The sequence below is a fragment of the Massilia sp. IC2-278 genome, from assembly GCF_020708045.1.
In the GTDB taxonomy this organism is placed as follows: Bacteria; Pseudomonadota; Gammaproteobacteria; order Burkholderiales; family Burkholderiaceae_D; genus Telluria.
The window spans coordinates 1-19,563 of the sequence record NZ_JAJFES010000023.1 but is presented as its reverse complement, the minus strand read 5'-3'; the positions used below and the strand labels follow the sequence as shown (position 1 = coordinate 19,563).

Sequence of the window (19,563 nt, the reverse complement as noted above, 5' to 3'; positions counted from 1 at the left end):
TGCCTGATTTAAATGCCGGGTTAAACCTATCCTGGCATTAATTATGCTAAGACTAAATCTGAGGACGTACACGTCTGTCATTATTGTGCACACACGTCGCGTACTATGCTAAACATAGTTCAGGAACCGTCGTAATCGCGTACGCCTTAACTTTTTATAAGTAAGCCTGTCGTGTTTGCTTTATCTCCACGGATCGTAAACAGGCGGCTAAGGGGCCGCTCTACCCAACGATGAAACAGCGCCCCAATAGCGATACTGGCCATCCATGCAGTAAGGACTCCAAGAGCTTGCAGATGAGGCTCAACATTAACGAACCTAGTAAAGGCGGCGTTTATTACTAAGCAGATTGGGAAGTGCGCCAGAAATACTGAGTAAGAAATATTTCCGGCAGTTTTTAGAAATTTTGCCCCTTTCGAAGCGAATGGCGCAGATCGCCCGAATATGAAGAGCAAAAACGAAACCACCAACGCAGTGGCAATACGTATGCGAAAATCAACTGCTAATGCTGCTAGTGTAGGGAGGAGCAGCATGCTGAGCAAACTATTCACTGTTTGCGATGAGCGAGTCGGATCACTTGCCCACCATGCAAACACACCTAAACCATAACTCCCGACGAAGTAAAACGCTGAGATATCCCAGCTGGGCTCACGATTGAAAAAGAACAGCGAGCTACTGACAACGGCCGTCATCATGATTGGCATCACCCAGCTTCGGAGGCGCACAGAAGCGAAATAGTCACATGAGCTGAACAGCAAGACCATTAAGGCGTACAATTGGAAATCAATTGCAACATACCAGGCTCCAGCTGACAAGGCTTCATAGCCGAGCAAATCGTGAATCAGTACGGCGTGTGCGCTAAATTGTGCAAAGGTAGGTGAGGCTGAAATTGATGAATGTGTCATCCACATATTGGCTAATGCAGATGCACCGATTGCTAGTAGCATCGCCACCAAAAACGGCGGTGCGAGCTTAATGTAACGGCGTACGATCGCTTGGAGCGGGTGAGAAACACCGGGAAGTCCGTTTGGAGCCAGCGATTTGGCAGCGAGGAAACCACCGATAACGAGGAATACCTGGACAGCTATACGGGCGTCGCCAGCAAGCCAATCAAACACCTCCGGCGCCAGCACCCGCGCATGATCCGCCATCGGCCCATAGAACGCCAAATGATGCAGCACGATCAGCTGCGCCGCCACGGCCTTCAATAGATTAATCAGTACATACTGTTTATCCTGCGCCCCAGCCGAACCGGGCGCCACTGCTACTGCTCCACTCATCGCAACCTCACCTGCTTACCTTCAACAAATCCGCTCGACGCAAATCAAGCAAGAATGCTGTCGATACTGCCGGCCGGCCGTCATCATAGCTGAGCTTGCAACTTTGTGTCGTCATACAGCTGAGCTTGCAATACTGTTGCCTGCAAGTAAAAGTTGCTTACAAGTGCAGTGTGGTACCCTCCACGCATGCGCAAGGTGCACCATCACCCAGCATGCAAGGTACATGCAGCAAACCCGCGCATTGTTTTCATGAACAACGACGTGGCCTAGCTGATGAAATTCGAAACCAAGATCAAAGCCGCTGCAGCCGCCATCATCCTGGTGATGTCGACAGTCGCCATCCTGCCGATGATCGTGAACCGCCAGGTCACGATGGTCATGGACGAGCTCGACAGCGCCGCCAACGTCGAACGCCTGCAGCTGACCTTGCTGGAAATGCTGCTGAACGCCGAGACCGCCCAGCGCGGCTTCGTCATCACCGGCAGTGAGCGCTTCCTCGAGCCCTACTATTACGCCGTCAACACCATTCCCTCCACCCAGGCCGCCCTGCGCAAGGAGATGACGAGCGGCGTGGAAATCGCACGTGCCGAAGCGATCGAGCAGGCCACTGCCGCTAAGCTGCGCACTGTGACGGAGACGATCAACCTGCGCCGCGACCAGGGCTTTACGGCAGCGTCCGCTTTCATCACGGGCGGGACCGGCAAGGCGCAGATGGACGTGCTGCGCAAACTCATCGGCAACGAATTGTCGGTGTCCGCGCAGCGCCGCAACGAAATCACAGCGCGCCTGCGCGCCACGTCGAACTCGGCGGCGAATGCCAGCTTGGTCGCGACGCTGACGAACATTCTCTTCCTCGGCGCCATGCTGATCGCCGGCCAGCGCGTGCTGCGCCAGCGCAACGCCGCCGAACACAAGGCCCAGGCCGCCGCCGAGCAGGCGGAAGTGACGGCCGGCCGCATCTCCACGCAGAACGACCTGTTATTCCGCAGTGCCGAACTGATGCATTCGCTGGAGCTGGCGGAGTCGGTCGACGAATCGGCCGGCATCATCGCCAGCTACCTGCCGCGCCTGCTGCCCCGGCTGTCGGGCAGCCTCTACCTATACAACAACTCGCGTGACCTCCTCGAACGCAAGGCAGGCTGGGGCGTGTTCGATGGCGAGCCGGAGACCATCGAGGCGCTCGACTGTTGGGCGCTGCGGCGCGGCAGTCCGCACCTGTACGTCGGTGGTGACGGACTGGTCTGCCGGCATGCGACCGGCACGAGCCTGGACCGCCTGTGCCTGCCGCTTGTCACCCAAGGCGACGTCATCGGCTGCATCACCGTCACCGGCGACGAACTGGCCAAGGCCGAGGAAAACCAGCGCGCCTGGATCGGCCAGGTGGCCGAGCAACTCGGCCTGGCGCTGAGCAACGTGAAGCTGCGCGTGTCGCTGCGCCAGCAGTCGATCATCGACCCGCTCACCCAGCTCTACAACCGCCGCTACCTGGACGAGGTGCTCAAGCGCGAGCTGGCGCGCGCCAGCCGCAGCGGCGTGCCGCTGAGCGTGCTGGTACTCGACCTCGACCACTTCAAGCGCATCAACGACACCTATGGCCACGAGGGCGGCGACGCTATCCTGCGCAAGGTAGCAGCAGCGCTGCGCGAGAACATCCGTTCGGGCGATGTCGCCTGCCGCATGGGTGGCGAGGAAATGGTGGTGCTGCTGCCCGAGTGCGATACCGAGAACGCGTTAAAACGCGCCGATGCGCTGCGCCTGGTGATTGCCGCCGGCGACGTGCTGCACAATGGCCAGCGCATTGGCGCCACCGCGTCGATCGGGGTGGCTTCCTATCCGGCGCACGGGCACAACACGCAAACGCTGGTGCATGCGGCCGACCTGGCGCTGTACGAGGCCAAGCATGAGGGACGTAATTGCGTGCGGGTGGCCCGGCAAGCGGTATCGCCTGACGCCTCTATCGACAGACATCACGCAAGCTGACCCGACGGCGGCGGCGTGTCAGGCAGTACGCTAGGCGGATGGATCTCGCAGTGAACTGGGTTGCAGCTTAGCGCCTACATAAGGTGATCCTGTTCGATCAGAACTTAAAATTATTGTCTAACTCCCTATCATCACGACGCTTTTGCTCTAGTTCATCCCGTGTCAGTGCCTCATCTTCCAAACGATACAATTCATTGACAAGCAAAAGTTCCCGAAGCTCGGAGCTTTCTCCCGTATCGATTTCGCGGTGTGCCCTGGCGTTTCGAAATGCCGCGAAAACTCCTATAAAAAGTTGTGCGCGCCCCTTCGCCTCATTTGTATCGGGAACATCCCAAGTGAGCGGAGAGCTATCAACCTGAAATGCTGCTGAAAACAATCTTTGCCCTTCTGCAACAATGCCAGTGCGCTTACGGATTATCTCTTCTAACCTCCTGTACGCGCGGCCAAGCGCGTTGTCAGGATTCAGAAAAAAATCAGCGACAAGATCATGTATTCGAGGATCGATAAGTGAAAATGGAATTGAAGACGGGTAGCGCCTGGCGAGCCGATGAGACATACCTTGCCAATGCTCATCATTGTCATTGATGTAGTAATGCCAACGCTGTGGGCGCACTGCTCGTAGTTCATAGATGAGATCAAGATCAGCTCGCAACAAACATGAGCTGTTCAGCCGATCCATGAGAGGAGGCGAAACTACATACTCTTCAATGTCTACACGGTGAAGCTCTAAAATTTGGAGAATATCAGACAGACCGCCTGGTGCTTCTCCTCTATACCCTGAGGCAAATCCTGCTTTGACCGCTAGACTCCGCTCAAATTCGATGTCTAGAAGAAACGCATGATCTGCTCCACAGGTGAGCAACCTTGCGTGTTCAATGCAGGCACCATTATTGATTAGACTAGTAACGGCAGTAACACATGCGCTTGTAATTCCATGTAGACCGATGTATTCGATACCAGCAAGGGCATTTATCGGCAGTGATTGTGCCTTCATCTAATTCTCTTTAGTCTTCTAGAGCAACGCTGTTAGTAATTTTTTCTAAGGTTCTTTCGCCAGCATCCCCTTCGTTTTCCTGCTGATCACCTTCCCCGCCACCCTAAATTCCCCTGCCCCCGTGTAATGCAAGGTCTCCGGATGCTTCGGCGAGCGCGCCACCCGCGCCGCCACCACTTCCCAGATAAAGAAGTTGTATTTCTCCACCAGGCAATCGTCATGCAAGCGGCAGACAAAATTCGCATAGCATTCGCGAATCACCGGCGCCGGCGTATCGAACCCATCCTCGACGCTCAAGCCATAGCGCTCGAACTTGTCGACCTCACTACCCGAGGAAGTCCCGATCCCCACCGCCGCATCCACTAGCGCCGCGGTCGGCACATTGATCACACACTCCCGGCTCCGTCGCACCAGCTCGAAACTGTGATTCGACGATGCAATCACGCATCCCACCAATGAAGGCGAAAACTCCATCACCGTATGCCACCCCATCGTCATCACATTCCGCTCACCCGCATGCGATGAACTGAGCAGCACGATCGGCCCCGGCTCCAGGACACGCCGCACCTGCTCCAGCGGCAAATCGACCTTGTCGAAGCGGCGTGTCACGTCACCGCCTCGCTGCGGTCCAGCACCTGCAGCGACGCGCGGTCGCTCATCACCATCACCAGCTTCAATCTCGCCCGCGTCATGCCGACGAAGAGTTTACGCAGCACCAGATCGTTCATTTCCTCGAAGTCGATCTCGGTAAAGATCAGGCAAGGCGCGCTCTGCCCCTTGAAGCGGTACACCGACTCGGCCAGCAATCCTCCCTCGCGGAACACCGGATTGCCGAACAAATCGTAGGCCCCGGTAAACGAGCGCAGCGTGTGCGCATCGCTCAATTTGTCCATGTTCAGGATGGTCGACTTCTCGCGTCCGCGGAACGAACAGATCGCAATATCCTGGCGCTGGAAGCCGGCCTGCAAACACAGCGTCACCGCGCGCCGGGTCTGGGCTAGCATGGCCTCGACGTCACCCTCGGGATAGGTCAGCTCCTCGATCTCGGCCCCCTTGAACGGGCTGCCCGCCTCCACCGGCTGGCGCGCCGCGCCGAGCGACTGCAACATGCTGACGATCTGGCGCGGGCTGCGGTAATTCGTGTTCGAGTGCAGCACCACCCAACCCGGTAGCGGCACCATGGCGCGGCCATACAGATTCTGGTCCGGGTCCTCAAGCCAGATGGCGCGTCCGTTTTCCTTCAGCATGCCGAGCACGATGTCGCGCCAGGCCAGCGAAAAATCCTGGCCCTCGTCGACGATCAGCACGTCGAACTGCCAGGTTTCCGGCAGCGTGGCGGACGACAGCGCGCCTTCGATCCTGTCCCAGACCTCGGGTGCGCCGTAGTCGGGCGTCACGTCCTGGGCGCGCATCCAGGCGTCGCTCAGCATGTGGAAGGTGGCGACGCGTCCGCCAGCCGGCACCAGGCGTTCGATGTGGTCGGCCAGCGGCCGGTTGAAGCACACGTACAAGGGCCGCAGCCCGGCGTCGATGGCGGCGGTGTATTCGGCCAGCGCCAGCTGGGTCTTGCCGCTGCCGGCCGTGCCCACCACGCGCAGGCGGAACGGGGAGAATTCCAGGCGCCGCGCCCAGGTCGCCAGGCCGCCGGACAGGCGCGTCACCATCTTCACGGCCGAGCCGATCATGGCGCTCGGGTCGGGGCGCAGACTCAGGGTGTCGCCCAGGAAGCGCGTCACCTTGTCGAAGTCCTCGGTCTTCTCGGTCAGCGGCAGCGCCTCGCGGATCACCTGGGCCAGGCGGCCCTTGCGGGTGGAATCGATGATGTGGGCGGGGTCGATGCCGGCCAGGTGCGGGTCGCGCACGATGTAGTCGGGGCAGTACAGCAGGTAGTCGATCGACAGCTCGCCCTGGTAGCGCCGGCTGAAGCCTTCGATGGTGTGCAGGATCTGGGTGCGGATCTTCCGCGGCTTGCCCTGGTAGTTCTTGACCAGGCCGTCGCGCGTTTCGTTGAGGAAGCCGGCGACCTGTTCGATCAGCAGCATGCGCCCGTTCGGCGCGACCACGATGAAGTCGACGTCGCCGTACACCGAGTAGCCTTGCTCCACGTTGGTCCAGTGCACGCCGTGGTAGATGACATAGGGATCGTTGACGAAGCGCTTGTCGAGCAGGGCGAGGGTTTCGATCTCGCGCGCGGCGGCGCCGGTGACCGACATTTCGCGCCAGCCAGTAGGGTGGATTTGGGCCATGGTGGTTTCCAGCATCTGCCGTGACGATGATGACAAGATTGTAATGGTGTTCGCGCCTGGCAAACACACTATTGGCACAGGGAGCACCGGCGGCGCACGGCTGACACGTGTAAGCGTTACGCAATTGGCCTAAGTTACAATCGCGAAGGCAATCACGCTTCCAACGGAACACACATACATGAGGCCACAGCAAGAAGGCTTGGATTTCGATGGGCTGAAAAATGTCCTGGCCATCGCGGTGCGCGGTGCGCCCTACGAGGCAACCCTGCACAGCATGCTGGGCGAAGCGCGGCGCATGATCGGCGAGCAGGCCTGGGCCGGCATCTACCTGGCCGAAGCCTGCTGCAAGCAATTGCGCCTGACGGCGGCCAGCGGCCTGCCGCCGGAATTTGCCGCGGCGCTGGCGCTGCTGCCGGTCGGGCCGACCGAAGCTGCCTGCGGGCGGGCCGTGCATTCGGGCCAGATCGTGATCGTCGACGACGTGCTGACCGAGCCGCTGCTGGCGCCCTACCGTCCGCTGGCGGCCAGCCACGGCGTGCGCGCCTGCTGGTCCTTCCCGCTGCATTCGCCGGGCGGGCGCGTGCTCGGCACCCTCGCCTTTTATCATCCGGCCCCGAGCGCGCCGAGCGCGGCGCTGCGCGGCGAGATCGCCTATTTCGCCGACCTGGTCGCCCTGCTCACCGAGCGCCACCTGCGCGAACAGGAAAACGAGGCGCGCCACGAACACGCACAGCGCGAGCTGGCGGCGATGGTGGCCGCATCCGAACGCGAGCGCCGGCTCTACGAAGCCGTGCTGTCGAACACGCCGGACCTGGCCTACGTGTTCGACCTCGATCACCGCTTCACCTACGCCAATGCGGTGCTGCTGCAGATGTGGGGCATGACGCGCGAGCAGGCGCTCGGCAAGAACTGCCTCGAACTCGGCTACCCGGACTGGCACGCCGCCATGCACGGCCGCGAGATCGAACAGGTGAAGGCAACCCGGGCCCCGATCCGCGGCGAGGTGCCCTTCCACGGCACCTTCGGGCGCCGCATCTACGAATACATCTTCGTGCCCATCCTGGGGCCGGACGGCGAAGTCGAGGCGGTGGCCGGCACCACGCGCGACGTTACCGACCGCAAGCGCTTCGAGGAAGAGCTGCGCGACAGCGAACTGCGCTTCCGCACCATCACCAACGCCATGCCGCAGATGGTGTGGACCGCGCTGCCGGACGGGACGATCGATTACCACAACGAGCAGTTCTATGAATTCGTGGGCCTGCAGCCCGGCCAGGCCGAAGGCGATAACTGGGCCGAGGTCCTGCTGCATCCCGACGACCAGGCCGACGCGCACGCGGCCTGGCTGCGCAACGTCGCCAGCGGCGAATCCTGGGAGCGCACCTTCCGCCTGCGCCACCATTCCGGCACCTACCGCTGGGTCCTGGCGCGCGGCCTGGCCCTGCGCAACGAGGCCGGCGAGATCGTCAAGTGGCTGGGCACCGACACCGACATCCACGAGAACAAGCTGAACCAGGAGGCGCTGCAGGAAGCCAACCACCGCAAGGACGAGTTCCTGGCGATGCTGGCGCACGAGCTGCGTAACCCGCTGGCGCCGATCAGCGCCGCGGCCCAGGTGCTGCGCATCGCGCCCGGCCAGCCCGACAAGGTGCGCCAGTACAGCGAGGTGATCACGCGCCAGGTGAACCACATGACGACGCTGGTGAACGATCTGCTCGACGTCTCGCGCGTCACGCGCGGCATGGTGCAGCTGGAGATGGCCGAGGTCGACATCAAGGCGGTGGTTACCCAGGCCGCCGAGCAGGTGCAACCGCTGATCGAGGCCGGCCGCCACACGCTGCTGGTGCAGCCGGGCGCGGCGCCCGCGCTGGTGCGGGGCGACCGTGCGCGCCTGATCCAGGTGACGGCCAACCTGCTGGCGAATGCCGCCAAGTACACGCCGGCCGGCGGGCGGATCGTGCTGTCGGTGGAAGCGCTCGGCGACAAGGTCCGGATCGACGTCGCCGACAACGGCAGCGGCATCGAGGTCGCCCTGCTGCCGCAGGTATTCGACCTGTTCGTGCAGGGCAAGCGCACGCCCGACCGCGCCCAGGGCGGCCTCGGTCTCGGCCTGGCGCTGGTGAAGAACATCGTCGGCATGCACGGCGGGAAGGTGGCGGCGCGCAGCGACGGGCCGGGCCAGGGCAGCACCTTCGCGGTGGAGTTGCCGCTGCTGGCGCAGGCGGGAGCCGTATCGGCTGCGCCTGCGGCTGCCGTGGCGTCGGCACCGGCCGTGGCGCCGGGCGGCGCGGCCGCCGCCACCCGGCGCCTGCGCATCATGCTGGTGGACGACAACGTCGACGCCGCGCAGACCCTGGCCGCACTGCTGGAAGGCGCGGGCCACCTGGTCCAGACCATCAACGAACCGCGCGCGGCGCTGGCTGCCGCCACGGCCCAGGCGCCGGATGTGTTCATCCTCGATATCGGCATGCCGGACATCGATGGCCACGCGCTGGCACGCCAGCTACGCACCCAGCCGGCGCTGGCCGGCGCCGTCTATCTTGCGCTAACCGGGTACGGGCAAGCCAGCGACCGCGCCAGCTCGCGCGAGGCGGGGTTCGATCATCACCTGGTGAAGCCGGTGGATGCGGGGCAGTTGCTGGCCTTGCTGGATGAGCGCGCGAATGCGCCTGCACGCGACGTGGCCTGAGCACTACGCGTTGCCGCGCTGCTTCCGGTTGTCGAAACGGTGACCGTACGGTGGGGTTATTGATGCCGGGGGCATCAATGACGAAGTGCTCACGCGGAATGCCGATCAATGTTGGCGCTGATTGATGACGAGACGGCGGCCTACCGGAAACGCATCCAAATGATCATTCGCATACGCCACGTCTTGGCGGCATGCGCGATTAGAAACCTAGCCAACATCACGCATGCATCCGCGTGGGCACGGAGTGCCCACCGTACGGTTACGGCCAACGCATCAATCATCCGCCAACACAATTCCACGGTTTTTACAACACCCGCCCCACGTCATCCATTTTTGTACTATCATAAGTTACATGAGACGCGACAGCAAACTATCCTCGGTCCTGCACCTGCTCCTGCACATGGCCCACAGCGACCGGCCGCTCACTTCCGACGAGCTGGCCGGCTTCCTCCACACCAACCCGGTGCTGGTGCGGCGTACCCTGGCCGGCCTGCGCGAGCGCGGCTATGTCGGCTCGGGAAAGGGCCATGGCGGCGGCTGGATCGTCACGGCCGACCTGCACCAGGTCACCCTGCGCGACATCTACGACGCCGTCGGCGCGCCCACCGTGTTCGCGATGGGGAACCGGGTCGAGGAGCCGACCTGCCTGGTCGAACGGGTAGTCAACCAGTCGCTGGCCTCGGCCTTCGACGAAGCCGAAGCCCTGTTGATCAGCCGCTTCGCCGGCGTCACGCTGGCCGAGCTGTCCGAACGCTTCAACACGCAGTACGCCCAACATCGAGGAGCACCCCATGTCCACCATCCAGAACCCGATTGAATTCGACGCCATCGTCATCGGCGGCAGCTACGCCGGCCTGTCCGCCGCCATGCAGCTGGCGCGGGCACGGCGCCGCGTGCTGGTGGTCGACGCCGGCCAGCGCCGCAACCGCTTCGCCAAGCGCTCGCACGGCTTCCTCACGCAAGACGGCACCGAAGCCGCCGCCATCGCCGACCAGGGCCGCGCCCAGTTGCTGGCGTATCCGACCGTGCGCTGGCTGGAAGGCAAGGCGGTGCAGGCCGTGGCCGAGGGCGAAGGTTTTCGCATCGTGCTGGAAGACGGCGCCGCCGTGCATGGCCGGCGCCTGGTGTTGGCCACCGGCGTGATCGACGACCTGCCGGCCATCGAGGGCCTGGCCGAGCGCTGGGGCAAGAGCGTGTTCCACTGCCCCTACTGCCACGGCTATGAACTGGACGAAGGCGCGATCGGCGTCATTGCGACCGGCGAGCTGGCGATGCACCATGCGCTGATGCTGCCGGACTGGGGAACGGTCACGCTGTTCCTGAACGGGGCCTTCGAGCCGGATGCGGCGCAGCTGGCGGCGCTTGCTGGAAGGGGCGTGGCGCTGGAGCGCACGCCGGTGGCCCGTATCGAAGGTGAGGCCGACGTGGTGCTGGAGGATGGCCGTACCTTGCGAATGGCGGGGCTGTTCGTGATGTCGCAGATGCGCATGGCCAGTCCGATCGCCGCGCAGCTCGGGTGCGCGATGGAGGATGGCCACGCCGGGCAGTTCGTGCGCACCGACATGATGAAGGCCAGCAGCGTGGCGGGGGTGTTCTGCTGCGGCGACATGGCGCGCGCGACGGGGAACGTGGCGATGGCCGTGGCGGATGGGGCGATGGCGGGGGTGGGGGCGCATCGGTCCTTGATCGAGGCATTCAACGTCCCGGCCTGACCGGCCACAGGCAGCAACCGTACGGTGGGCACTCTGTGCCCACGCGGATGCGTGCGTGGTGTTGGCCATGTTTGTATCGTACATGCCGCCAGATCGCGGCGTATCCGGATGATCATTTAGATACGTTACCGGAGGGCCAGCGCCGCGTCATCGAATAAAGCTGATAATGCGCGGCGTTCCGCGTGGGCACGGCGTGCCCACCGTACGGGTCAGCGCCGCCGGCCTGACCTGGCGCCACATGAACACACGCCACGCAACCTGAACACGTTCCCCACCCTCCTGCCGTGTTCCCATTGGTGCTAGACTGCACGCGCCGACCGACTTCCGCCGCCCCAGCACTCGATGCCCGATTCAACGCTCTTCAAACACCTTACCGCCAGCACCATCGTCACGGCCACCTGCGTCCTCGGCCTGCTGTATTTCGGCCGCGACGTGCTCGAACCGCTGGCCCTGGCCTCGATCCTGAGCCTGGTGCTCGCGCCCCTGATCCGCACCCTGCGCCGGGTCGGCCTGCCGCAGCTGCCGGCCACGCTGCTGTCGGTGGTCCTGGCCGGCACCTGCGTGGTCGGCATCGGCACCATCCTCGCTTTCCAGCTGGTGGCCGTCACGCGCGACCTGCCGCAGTATCGCGCCGCGATCAAGTCGAAAGTGGAAAAGGTGCGCGAGATTACCGAGCGCCCCTTCGCCCGCCTCGAGGCCGAGCTGAGCGCGGTCACGCCGCAGTTTTCTCCGCCGCCGGCGCCGCCGGTGACGGTCAAGCGCGGCACGCTGACCACCGCCGCGAATCAGCCGCTGCCGGTGGAGGTGCGCGCGCCGCGTCCGACCACGCGCGACGCCCTGGCGCGCATCCTGTCCTGGGTGCTGGGGCCGATCGGCGAGGCCGGCCTGGTGCTGGTGCTGCTGGTCTTCATCCTGCTCGAACACGAATCCCTGCGCGACCGCGCGATCCGGCTCGCCGGCCAGGCCGAGATCGGCCGCACCGTGCGCGCTCTGGCCGATGCCACGCGCGGCGTGTCGCGCTTCTTCCTGTCGCAGTTCATCGTCAACCTGACCTTCGGCGCCCTGATCGGCGCGGTGCTGTGGGCTTTCGGCGTGCCGCATGCGCTGCTGTGGGGCGCCCTGAGTGGCCTGATGCGCTTCGTGCCCTACCTCGGCATCATGGCCGCCGGCGCCATGATCGCCGTGTTCGTGGCGGCCATCGACCCGGGCTGGACCCTGGCCCTGTCCTGCCTGGCCGTGTTCGTGGCGCTGGAACTGCTGGTGGCGAACGTGATCGAACCGAAGGTGTACGGCCACAGCTCCGGCCTGTCGCCGCTGGCGGTGATCGTCTCGGCGCTGTTCTGGGGCGCGCTGTGGGGGCCGATCGGCCTGCTGCTCTCCACTCCGCTGACCCTGTGCCTGGTGGTGGCCGGGCGCCATGTGCGGGCGCTGGAACCGGTCACCATCCTGCTCGGCGAGGTGCCGAACGTGACCCACTCGCAGCGCTTCTACCAGCGCGTGCTGAGCGGCGACCGCCGCGCCATCATCGAGGACGCACGCGGCTACATCGCGCGCCATGGTTTTGCGCGCTATTGCGACCAGGTGCTGCTGCCCGGCCTGGTGCTGGCCGTGGCCGAGCAGCGCGGCAACCAGCTCGACAGCGCGCAAGCCGAACATATCCGCGCCACGATCGCCGACGTCGCCACCGCGCTCACGCCGGTCTCGGCCTTCCCGGGCAACCGCCGGCGCCAGCGCGTGTCGCTGCTCGACGCGAATGTCGGCGCCCACCTGCGCAAGATGCGCGAAGAGAAGCTGGGTCGCTGGCAGGGTTCGCTCGACGTGCCCGCGCGCTCGGTGGTGCTGTGCGCGGGCCTCGGCACCGAGCGCGACGACATTCTCACCGAACTGCTGGTGCGCACCCTGCGCGAAGCCGATATCGATGCGCGCAGCACGGTCGTCGGCGCCGAGCAGGAAAGCCCGGGGCCGGATGCGGCCGACCTGATTTCGACCGTGTTCATCACCTACCCGGTGGAAGCGACGCTGGCGCAGTGGCTGGACGCGGCCAAGGACCTGCACGCGCGCCTGCCGAACGTGCTGCTGGTGACGATCCGCCTGCCGTTCGGCGAAGCCTCGGTCAGCCAGGCCGTGGTGCAGGAGCACGTGGACATGGTGCTGCGCTCGTTCGAGGAGAGCCTGGCCTTCGTGGCGCCCGAGCGTACCGCCCAGGCCGCCTGACCCTGGCGGAACAAGGCCTGCGGGCGCTCTTGTGTATCATGCAAGTGCGCCCACCGACCTTCCGCCAGCATGACCTACCGTCTCGCCATCTTCGACTTCGACGGCACGCTTGCCGACTCGTTCCCCTTCTTCCTCAGCGTGTTCAACCAGATCGCCGACCAGCACGGTTTCCGGCGCATCGACATCACGCAGGTGGAGCGCCTGCGCCACTACGAACCGCGCGACATGATGCGCCACGTCGGCATGCCTCCCTGGAAGCTGCCGCTGGCCGCCGCCAGCTTCAAGAACCTGATGAGCGAGAACGCCGGCCAGGTGCGCCTGTTCCCGCAGGTCGACCATGCCCTGCGCGAACTGGCGCGCGGCCATCTCGAGCTGACCATCGTGTCGTCGAATTCCGAATACAACGTGCGGCAGGTGCTGGGGCCGGAACTGGCTTCGCTGATCAGCCAGTATGAATGCGGGATGTCGATCTTCGGCAAGACTTCGCGTATCCGCAAGGTGGTGAAGCGGGCGATGGTGGAACCGTCGGCGGCGCTGTACATCGGCGACCAGGCCACCGACGCCGAAGCGGCGCGCAAGGCCGGGGTCGACTTCGCGGCGGTGCACTGGGGCTATGCGCCGATCGAGGTGCTGCGCAAGGTTGATCCGGAGCATGAGTTCGATAGGCCAGGGGCGCTGGCAGGAATCGCGACATTGTAGGGTGGGCCGGGCCGCGCAAGGCACCCTGTGCCCACGCGGAACGATGCACAGTGTTTGCAGCTTTACGGAACATCGTTAACGCTAACAATATGCGGTAGGCCGGGCCAACAATGATCATCGTTCCGCGTGGGCACGGGGTGCCCACCCTACAAATTCGCCCACCGCCTGCAAAAAAATACTTCGCATGCTAAACTTTAGTACTCAAATGAATTACCTCACAGCATGAATCCCCTTGACCACACCCTGATGCAACTCACCGCGACGCTCACGCACGCCTCGCGTGCCTACAAGGCCATGGCCGACAAGGTCGCCTCGCAGTACAGCCTGTCCCAGGCCACCGCCCTGCCGGTGCTGATCCTCGGCCGCCTCGGCCAGGACGGCGTACGTCCCGGCGTGCTGGCCGAGGCCCTGGGCCTGGAAGCCTCGTCGCTGGTGCGCGTGATCGACCTGCTCATCGAAAACGGCCTGGTCGAACGCCACGAAGACCCGCAGGACCGCCGCGCCAAGTTGCTGCAGCTCACCGCCGACGGCAAGACCCGCGCCGCCCAGATGGAAGAAGCGCTGATCCCCTTCCGCCGCAACCTGTTCGCCGAGTTCGACCAGGCCGACATCGATACCTGCCTGCGCGTGCTGACCGGCCTGCAATCGAAGATCAAGCCTTGCGAACAACAGCCTGGGGACAAGCAGGCGTGAAGCTCTTCAGCAAGGCCGAAGTCCTGTTTTCGGTAAAAAGTTTCACGGCAGCGATGCTCGCGCTTTACCTGGCGATGCGCATCGGACTGCCGCGTCCATTCTGGGCGCTGATGACGGCCTACATCGTCGGCGCCCCCTTCTCCGGCCCCACCCGCTCGAAGGCCCTGTACCGCTTCGGCGGCACTTTCCTCGGCGCCTTTGCCTCGGTATTGATCGTGCCGGCGTTTGCGAATTCGCCCGAGCTGCTCTCGTTGGCCCTGGCACTGTGGGTCGGCGTCTGCCTGTACGTGTCGCTGCTGGACCGCACGCCGCGCTCCTACCTGATGATGCTGGCCGGTTACACCGCCGGCCTGATCGCCTTCCCGGCCGTGAACGACCCCGGCACCATCTTCGACATCGCCCTGGCGCGTGTCGAGGAGATTTTGCTCGGCATTACCTGCGCGACCGTCGTGCATTCGCTGGTGTTCCCGCAAAGCTTCGGCCCGGTGATGCTGGCCCGCCTCGACAACGCCCTGCGCGACGCCCGCAACTGGATTGCCGATGCGCTGGCGCCGGCCGGCGATGAAAAAAGCACCGGCGACCGCCGCAAGCTGGCCGGCGACATCACCGAGCTGCGCATGATGGCCGTGCACCTGCCCTTCGACACTTCGCACCTGCGCTGGACCGGGCGCGCCATCCACGCGCTGCAGGAACGCCTGGCCGCGATGGTGCCGATGCTCTCGGCCATCGAAGACCGCCTGCTGGCGCTGCGCCAGCTGGGCGCGCTGGAAGAAAACTCGCGCTGGCGCACCCTGCTGGCCGACATCACCGCCTGGGCCGGCACCCGCAAGGACGAAACGCCGCAAGACCCGCAACGCCTGCGCGCCGCCATCGATGCCCTGGCGCCCACGCCTTCGCGCAACAGCAGCTGGCTGGAACTGGTGCAGCTGAACCTGGCCGCGCGCCTGCGCGCCCTGGTCGACGCCGGCGCCGAGGCGCAAACGCTGCGCCACCATATTGGAGCGGGTGCGGCGGGCGCCCTGCCGCCGGAAGCGCGCCACCTGCCCGGCGTGCCGGTGAACGCCCTGCACCTGGACCGCGGCATGGCCGTGGTGTCGTCGCTGGCGGCGATCATCGCCACCCTGGCTGGCTGCGCCTTCTGGATCGCCACCGGCTGGCCTTCGGGCGCCGCGATGCCGATGATGGCGGCGGTGATGTCCTGCTTCTTCGCCACCCAGGACGACCCGGTGCCATTCATCAAGGGCTTCCTGGTGTGGACGATTTATTCGGTGCCGCTGTCGGCCTTTTACCTGCTGGCGGTGCTGCCGGCCATCCACAGCTTCGAGATGCTGGTGCTGGCCTGCGCCCCGGCCTTCCTGGTGCTGGGGGCGCTGATCGCGCGGCCCGCCACCTTTGGCCGCGCCATGCCCTTCCTGTTCGGCATCGGCGGCACCCTGGCCCTGCAGGATACGAACACGGCCGACGCCGCTTCCTTCATCAACTCGACCCTGGCGCAGCTGGCCGGGCTGGCGCTGGCGGTGCTGGTGATCGGCGTGTTCCGCAGCGTAAGCGCCGGCTGGACCGCGCGCCGCCTGCTGCGTGCCGGCTGGAAGGAACTCGCCACCATGGGCGACGGCCGGCAAGTGCCGTCGATGCCGGAATTCTCGGCGCGCATGGTCGACCGCATTGCCCTGCTGACGCCGCGCCTGGCCATGGCCGGCGCCCAGCAGGACCTACAGGCGGCCGACGCCCTGGTCGATTTGCGTATCGGCCTGAACATGACGCAATTGCTCGCCGCCCGCCACGAACTCGGCCGCAGCCAGGCCGCGCTGTGGGCGCTGCTGGAACATTTGTCGCAGCACTTCGATGCACGTCCACATCACGATGCCGAAGAAGATGCGCACCTGCTGGCCTCGATCGACAACGCCCTGCGCTCGGTCAGCGCGGCGCAGACCTCGACCGCCCAGCGCGACGCCCTGGCGGCGCTGGCCGGTATCCGCCGCGACATGTTCCCCGCGGCGCCACCCTATCAACCCTCGCCCGTACTAGAAAAGGAGATCCGATGATCGGCGAAGTCAGCCTCTACGGCATCTATGTTCCACCGCTGCTGCTGCTGGCCCTGCTCGCGCTCGTGGTCTCGCGCCTGTTCAACTGGGTGCTCGCGCGCACCGGCCTGTACCGCCACATCTGGCATCCGGCGCTGTTCGATTTTTCGCTGTTCGTCATCGTGCTCGGCGCCCTGGTGTTCTTTGGTTCCAATCTGTTCTGAATCTGTCCTGAATTTACTTTGATCATGTTCAAGAAATTTTCTCTTCCGGCAGTGGGCCGGGTCGGTATCACCCTGATCGCCGCCGCCGGCGCCGTGTACGCGGGCTGGCAGTTGTGGCGTCATTACGAAGTCGAACCCTGGACCCGCGACGGCCGCGTCAAGGCCTACGTGGTGCAGGTCGCGCCCGACGTCACCGGCCAGGTGACGAAAGTGCACGTGCACGACAACCAGCAGGTGAACGCGGGCGACTTGTTATTTGAAATCGACCGCGCGCGTTTCGAACTCGCCCTGCGCCAGGCCGAGGCCGCCGAGCAATCGGCGCAGGCGGCGCTGAACCAGGCCCAGCGCGAATCGCGCCGCAACGTCCAGCTCGACGACCTGGTGGCGGCGGAGACGCGTGAACAAGGCCAGTCGCGTGTGGAAACGGCGCGCGCCGCGCTGGCCCAGGCCGTGGTGAACCGCGACACCGCCAAACTGAACCTGGAACGCACCCAGGTGAAATCGGTGGTCAACGGTTTCGTTACTAACCTCGACTTGCGGCCGGGCGCGTATGTCAGCGCCAGCCATCCGGTGATGGCGCTGGTCGACCGCGGTTCCTTCTACGTCGAAGGTTATTTTGAAGAAACCAAGCTGCCGCAGATCCACCTCGGCGACCGGGTCGCCGTGTCGCTGATGGGCGCGCAACAAAAGCTTGGCGGCCACGTGGAAAGCTTTGCCGAAGGCATTTCCGACCGCGACCGCACCACCGGCACCAACCTGCTGCCGAACATTAACCCGACCTTCAACTGGGTCCGCCTGGCGCAGCGCATTCCGGTGCGCGTGGCGCTCGATCCGGTGCCCGTCAACGTCCGCCTGGTTGCCGGCCAGACCGCCACCGTGCAGGTGTTGCCGGGCGCGGCCAAGCCGGCCGCACGCCCGCAGGCACAGGCGATGGCGGCGCCGAGTTCGCTGAAAACTAAGCGGTGATCATGATGGACTATCGAACTTTTTCCTTGAAAGCGGGAGCGCTGGCGGCCTTGCTGGCCGTGAGCGCCTGCAGCACCACCGTCGGCCCGAACTACCATGTGCCGGACGAAGCCGTGATGAAGCGGCCCGACGCCGCCGCGCCCTTCGTCGGCGGCGCGGAAAAGCCGTTCACGCCAGAACCGCTGCCGAAGCAATGGTGGCGCCTGTACCACGACAGCACGCTGGACGGCCTGGTCGATCAAGCCTTTGCCGCAAACACCGACCTGCGCGTTGCCGCCGCCAACCTGGCGCGCGCCCGCGCCGTGCTGTCGGAAGCGGAAGAACTGCGCCGGCCGGAAGCGAGCGTCTCGGCCGCGCCTGCCTATGGCCGCGCATCCGGCGCCGCCAACGGTTTGCCGGGTTCGATGGCGGACCGCGCCACCTACGACACCGGCCTGCACGTGTCCTATCAACTCGACTTGTTCGGCAAGATCCGCCGCGCCGTGGAAGCGGCCGGCGCCGATACCGAGGCCGCCCAGGCCGCACTCGACCTGACCCGGGTGACCGTGGCCGCCGACACCGCGCGCGCCTACGCCGAGGCCTGCTCGGCCGGGCAGCAGATCGCGATTGCCCAGCAATCGGTGGACTTGCAGCGCAAGTTTGCCGACTCCACCGCGCAGCGCGTGAAGCTGGGACGCGGCACGGCACTCGACAACAGCCGTGCGCTGGGTCAACTGGAGCAACTCCGCGCAGCCCTGCCGCCGCTGGAGGCACAGCGCCGCACGGCCCTGTACCGGCTGGCGGTACTGACGGGCGATGTACCGGGCAAGTTCCCTCAAGCAGTGGCGCAATGTGCGAAGGTGCCGCAACTGGCGGCGGCGATTCCGGTGGGCGATGGTGCAGCGCTGCTGCGCCGGCGCCCGGATATCCGCCAGGCCGAGCGTTCGCTGGCGGGTGCCACAGCGCGCATCGGCGTGGCGACGGCGGAACTGTATCCGCAGATCAGCCTGGGACTGACGGCGGGCAGCACCGGCGGCTTATCAAGCCTTGGCGAAGGCAATACCTTCCGCTACAGCCTGGGGCCGCTGATTTCCTGGACGATTCCCTCGACCGGTACGGCACGCGTGCGCATCGAACAGGCGGAAGCGAGCACGGCGGCATCGCTGGCGCGGTTCGACGGCGTGGTGCTGAATGCCTTGCGCGAGACCGAGACGGCCCTGACGGCGTATGCGCGCGAGCTGGACCGGAATGCGGCGCTGAAGGCGGCGCGGGACCAGAGCGCGCTGGCGTCGCAACAGGCGGCCAGGCTGTACCGGTTCGGGCGGACGGACTTCCTGACCACGCTCGATGCGGAGCGGACGCTGGCGTCGGCGCAGGCGTCGGTGGCGGCGTCGGATGCGAAGCTGGCCAGTGACCAGGTGGGGCTGTTCCTGGCGCTGGGTGGGGGTTGGGAAAAGGCCGGGGAATAACTGGGACGTTATCGTTTCCCGTAAGGTGAGGTCATTGATACCGGGGGCATCAATGACGAAGGGACCGTAGGGTGGGCCGGGCCGTGCTAGGCACTCCGTGCCCACGCGGTTACGTGCCCATGCTTGCGGACACGTGCTGCGAATTGTCGCTCGCGAAATATGCAAACAAACGCGACACGAGCGCTGGCGACTGGCGGCCATGGCGCGAGCGAAATATCAACGCTCGTGGCCAAAGGATACGCACGTAACCGCGTGGGCACGGAGTGCCCACCGTGTAAGGGCAAAGTAGAAATGTCCGGTTTGGGCAAAGTAGAAATGTCTGCTTTTGCGCGATAGCTCATGCTGTCGACTCTGAATAGTTTGGAGTCCAGCGTGAGCAAAACCGGGGGCATGACAATGC

General features: G+C 64.7%; 15 protein-coding genes. 11 read left to right on the top strand and 4 right to left on the bottom strand.

Annotated features, from left to right (window positions below):
• Nucleotides 1-146 precede the first annotated feature (146 nt).
• Nucleotides 147-1,277 (bottom strand): acyltransferase, encoded by a 1,131-nt coding sequence (locus tag LK540_RS23765; protein WP_229439877.1) that lies wholly within the window; start codon nt 1,275-1,277, stop codon nt 147-149.
• 273 nt (nt 1,278-1,550) lie between these two features.
• Between LK540_RS23765 and LK540_RS23760 the strand changes: the two genes are divergently transcribed.
• Nucleotides 1,551-3,257: a diguanylate cyclase gene (locus LK540_RS23760; protein ID WP_229439876.1), complete on the top strand. Its 1,707-nt coding sequence runs from the start codon at nt 1,551-1,553 to the stop codon at nt 3,255-3,257.
• A 97-nt stretch (nt 3,258-3,354) separates the two neighbouring features.
• Here LK540_RS23760 and LK540_RS23755 read toward each other — a convergent pair whose 3' ends face one another.
• The 3 genes from LK540_RS23755 to LK540_RS23745 are packed head-to-tail and all read right to left on the bottom strand — an operon-like array spanning nt 3,355 to nt 6,497.
• Nucleotides 3,355-4,251: a TIGR02391 family protein gene (locus LK540_RS23755; protein WP_229439875.1), complete on the bottom strand. Its 897-nt coding sequence runs from the start codon at nt 4,249-4,251 to the stop codon at nt 3,355-3,357.
• A gap of 45 nt (nt 4,252-4,296) precedes the next feature.
• A complete protein-coding gene (locus LK540_RS23750) occupies nt 4,297-4,860 on the bottom strand; it encodes a flavin reductase family protein (protein ID WP_229439874.1) in 564 nt (187 codons plus the stop codon).
• Nucleotides 4,857-6,497: an ATP-binding domain-containing protein gene (locus LK540_RS23745; RefSeq protein WP_229439873.1), complete on the bottom strand. Its 1,641-nt coding sequence runs from the start codon at nt 6,495-6,497 to the stop codon at nt 4,857-4,859. The genes LK540_RS23750 and LK540_RS23745 overlap by 4 nt, the downstream gene beginning before the upstream one ends.
• 178 nt (nt 6,498-6,675) lie before the next feature.
• On the opposite strand from LK540_RS23745, the gene LK540_RS23740 reads away from it, so the two are divergent.
• The 10 genes from LK540_RS23740 (at nt 6,676) to LK540_RS23695 (ending at nt 19,163) form a co-directional block, all read left to right on the top strand.
• Complete coding sequence (locus LK540_RS23740; protein WP_229439872.1) at nt 6,676-9,183, top strand: PAS domain S-box protein; 2,508 nt, start codon at nt 6,676-6,678, stop codon at nt 9,181-9,183.
• 352 nt (nt 9,184-9,535) lie between these two features.
• On the top strand, nt 9,536-10,000 hold the full coding sequence (locus LK540_RS23735; protein ID WP_229439871.1) for an Rrf2 family transcriptional regulator: 465 nt from the start codon (nt 9,536-9,538) through the stop codon (nt 9,998-10,000).
• Entirely contained in the window at nt 9,975-10,895 is a 921-nt protein-coding gene (locus LK540_RS23730) for an NAD(P)/FAD-dependent oxidoreductase (RefSeq protein WP_229439870.1), read from the top strand. Before LK540_RS23735 ends, LK540_RS23730 begins: the two co-directional genes overlap by 26 nt.
• 342 nt (nt 10,896-11,237) lie before the next feature.
• A complete protein-coding gene (locus LK540_RS23725; RefSeq protein WP_229439869.1) occupies nt 11,238-13,109 on the top strand; it encodes an AI-2E family transporter in 1,872 nt (623 codons plus the stop codon).
• A gap of 69 nt (nt 13,110-13,178) precedes the next feature.
• Nucleotides 13,179-13,808, top strand: a complete 630-nt coding sequence (locus LK540_RS23720) for an HAD hydrolase-like protein (protein WP_229439868.1) — start codon at nt 13,179-13,181, stop codon at nt 13,806-13,808.
• Nucleotides 13,809-14,030: 222 nt separating this feature from the next.
• Nucleotides 14,031-14,501 carry a MarR family winged helix-turn-helix transcriptional regulator gene (locus tag LK540_RS23715; protein WP_229439867.1) on the top strand — a complete coding sequence of 157 codons (471 nt, stop codon included), beginning with the start codon at nt 14,031-14,033 and terminating at the stop codon, nt 14,499-14,501.
• Nucleotides 14,498-16,546 carry an FUSC family protein gene (locus LK540_RS23710; protein WP_229439866.1) on the top strand — a complete coding sequence of 683 codons (2,049 nt, stop codon included), beginning with the start codon at nt 14,498-14,500 and terminating at the stop codon, nt 16,544-16,546. Before LK540_RS23715 ends, LK540_RS23710 begins: the two co-directional genes overlap by 4 nt.
• Nucleotides 16,543-16,749 carry a DUF1656 domain-containing protein gene (locus LK540_RS23705; protein WP_229439865.1) on the top strand — a complete coding sequence of 69 codons (207 nt, stop codon included), beginning with the start codon at nt 16,543-16,545 and terminating at the stop codon, nt 16,747-16,749. The genes LK540_RS23710 and LK540_RS23705 overlap by 4 nt, the downstream gene beginning before the upstream one ends.
• A 24-nt stretch (nt 16,750-16,773) precedes the next feature.
• Nucleotides 16,774-17,715, top strand: a complete 942-nt coding sequence (locus LK540_RS23700; protein WP_229439864.1) for an HlyD family secretion protein — start codon at nt 16,774-16,776, stop codon at nt 17,713-17,715.
• Nucleotides 17,716-17,720: 5 nt separating this feature from the next.
• Entirely contained in the window at nt 17,721-19,163 is a 1,443-nt protein-coding gene (locus LK540_RS23695) for an efflux transporter outer membrane subunit (protein WP_229439896.1), read from the top strand.
• Nucleotides 19,164-19,563: the final 400 nt, after the last annotated feature.

Excerpts from the sequence above, each read along its gene's own strand:
- LK540_RS23765 (WP_229439877.1), bottom strand. The coding sequence starts at position 1,277 with ATGAGTGGAGCAGTAGCAGTGGCGCCCGGTTCGGCTGGGGCGCAGGAT.
- LK540_RS23760 (WP_229439876.1), top strand. The coding sequence starts at position 1,551 with ATGAAATTCGAAACCAAGATCAAAGCCGCTGCAGCCGCCATCATCCTG.
- LK540_RS23755 (WP_229439875.1), bottom strand. The coding sequence starts at position 4,251 with ATGAAGGCACAATCACTGCCGATAAATGCCCTTGCTGGTATCGAATAC.
- LK540_RS23745 (WP_229439873.1), bottom strand. The coding sequence starts at position 6,497 with ATGGCCCAAATCCACCCTACTGGCTGGCGCGAAATGTCGGTCACCGGC.
- LK540_RS23740 (WP_229439872.1), top strand. The coding sequence starts at position 6,676 with ATGAGGCCACAGCAAGAAGGCTTGGATTTCGATGGGCTGAAAAATGTC.
- LK540_RS23735 (WP_229439871.1), top strand. The coding sequence starts at position 9,536 with ATGAGACGCGACAGCAAACTATCCTCGGTCCTGCACCTGCTCCTGCAC.
- LK540_RS23730 (WP_229439870.1), top strand. The coding sequence starts at position 9,975 with ATGTCCACCATCCAGAACCCGATTGAATTCGACGCCATCGTCATCGGC.
- LK540_RS23725 (WP_229439869.1), top strand. The coding sequence starts at position 11,238 with ATGCCCGATTCAACGCTCTTCAAACACCTTACCGCCAGCACCATCGTC.
- LK540_RS23720 (WP_229439868.1), top strand. The coding sequence starts at position 13,179 with ATGACCTACCGTCTCGCCATCTTCGACTTCGACGGCACGCTTGCCGAC.
- LK540_RS23715 (WP_229439867.1), top strand. The coding sequence starts at position 14,031 with ATGAATCCCCTTGACCACACCCTGATGCAACTCACCGCGACGCTCACG.
- LK540_RS23705 (WP_229439865.1), top strand. The coding sequence starts at position 16,543 with ATGATCGGCGAAGTCAGCCTCTACGGCATCTATGTTCCACCGCTGCTG.
- LK540_RS23700 (WP_229439864.1), top strand. The coding sequence starts at position 16,774 with ATGTTCAAGAAATTTTCTCTTCCGGCAGTGGGCCGGGTCGGTATCACC.
- LK540_RS23695 (WP_229439896.1), top strand. The coding sequence starts at position 17,721 with ATGGACTATCGAACTTTTTCCTTGAAAGCGGGAGCGCTGGCGGCCTTG.